The sequence below is a fragment of the Flavilitoribacter nigricans DSM 23189 = NBRC 102662 genome (genome assembly GCF_002646595.1).
In the GTDB taxonomy this organism is placed as follows: Bacteria; Bacteroidota; Bacteroidia; order Chitinophagales; family Saprospiraceae; genus Flavilitoribacter; species Flavilitoribacter nigricans.
Map to the genome: position 1 here is coordinate 1 of NZ_PDUD01000114.1, position 1,602 is coordinate 1,602.

Annotated in this window: 1 protein-coding gene; it reads left to right on the forward strand. The window is 48.6% G+C overall.

What is annotated here, in order from left to right; all coding sequences use genetic code 11:
• Positions 1–179 precede the first annotated feature (179 nt).
• The gene (ltrA, locus tag CRP01_RS41625) at positions 180–1,508 is read left to right on the forward strand and encodes a group II intron reverse transcriptase/maturase (protein WP_222845958.1); all 1,329 of its coding nucleotides are present in this window, start codon (positions 180–182) and stop codon (positions 1,506–1,508) included.
• Positions 1,509–1,602: the final 94 nt, after the last annotated feature.

Consider the following 1,602-nt stretch of genomic DNA (forward strand, 5'->3'; position numbering starts at 1 on the left):
TTTTTTTTGGAGAAGTCAGCAGAAGCCATAGTAGCGACTGGCTGAGATGCCAACTCGTGAAGGGCTGAACATGGAACCGCCTTTTGGTCAATTGTTACTAGATCAATTTGGAAGCCGACCGGTGGATGTTGATTTACGCGAACTGTGGCAGATAAAGGCAAACGATTCTTTTTTTTTTAATGGTCAAGAAGTTCGACAAGTTGATGCGTTGGGTCGTTGGTGGACAAAGCTTCATCAATGCCTACCACGCGGTCAAACGGAACCAGGGCGCAGCCGGGGTGGATGGTGAGCAAACGCAAAACCTACCACGCTATCTGATGCGCCATTGGGAAAAGATCAAATCAGAGCTACTCGGTGGAACCTATCGTCCTCTGCCAGTCCGTGGAATAAAGATACCCAAACCAAGCGGCGGTCATCGCCAGTTGGGTATTCCTACGGTGATGGACAGGGTGATACAACAGGCTATGCACCAGGTATTGAGCCCGATTTGGGAGCCCGATTTTTCCGACTTCAGCTACGGATTTCGTCCAAAACGTAGTGCTCACCATGCCCTTCACCAAGCCACAGAGTACATAAACCAAGGTCGCCATTGGATCATTGATCTGGATTTAAAGTCGTTCTTCGACCGGGTCCATCATGACAAACTTATGGGACTAATCAGCCAAAGAATAAGTGATAAAACACTGCTTAGGCTGATACGGCGGTACTTACAAAGTGGCATTATGGAAGGCAATGTGGTACGAGCCAGAGCAGCGGGTACACCACAAGGCGGTCCGTTAAGTCCGTTACTTTCCAATATTCTGCTCCACGAACTGGATCAGGAACTGGAAAAACGCGGACATAAATTTGTCCGGTATGCGGATGACTGTAGCATTTTCCTCACCAGCCAAAGAGCTGCTCAACGAGTTCTACACAGCATTACCCGTTTTCTGGAAACCAAGCTTCACTTAGAAGTCAACACTCAGAAAACCCGGATCTGTCGCCCACTTCAATTTACTTTACTCGGGCACAGTTTTGTGTCCAGTTACAAGAAAGGAGCTCGGGGTCAGTATCGCTTATGTATCTCCAAAAGCAGTTGGAAAAGGCTGAAAGAGAAAATCAAGGTCATCACGCGCAAAACTAGTCCCATTCCTTTCCAAGAACGGGTCCAAAAGCTAAATCGCCTAATGGTAGGCTGGGTAAATTACTTTCAGTATGCTACAGGCTATCAGAAACTCAAGGACCTGGATGCTTGGATACGGTGTCGTCTTCGGTACTGTATTTGGAAGCAATGGAAGCGGCCAAAGCGTCGCTTACGAGCCTTCCGGCAGTTAGGAGTCGAGGAAAGCTGGGCAATACGATTCGCCTATTCCCGCAAAGGTGGATGGGCAATCGCTTGTAGTCCAATCATGGGGACTACCGTGACCGAGGACCGACTCCGGAAACGTGGCTACATTCCATTCCTGGAATACTATCTCAAAGTCAAATTCGGAAAATCCTTGGAGGAAAAGGCCAACAAGAAAAGATGAATTGTTCCGTGAACCGCCGTATACGAGATCCGTACGTACGGTGGTGTGAGAGGCGCACCCCAGTCAACTATGGCTGGGGCCGTCTACTCGATTA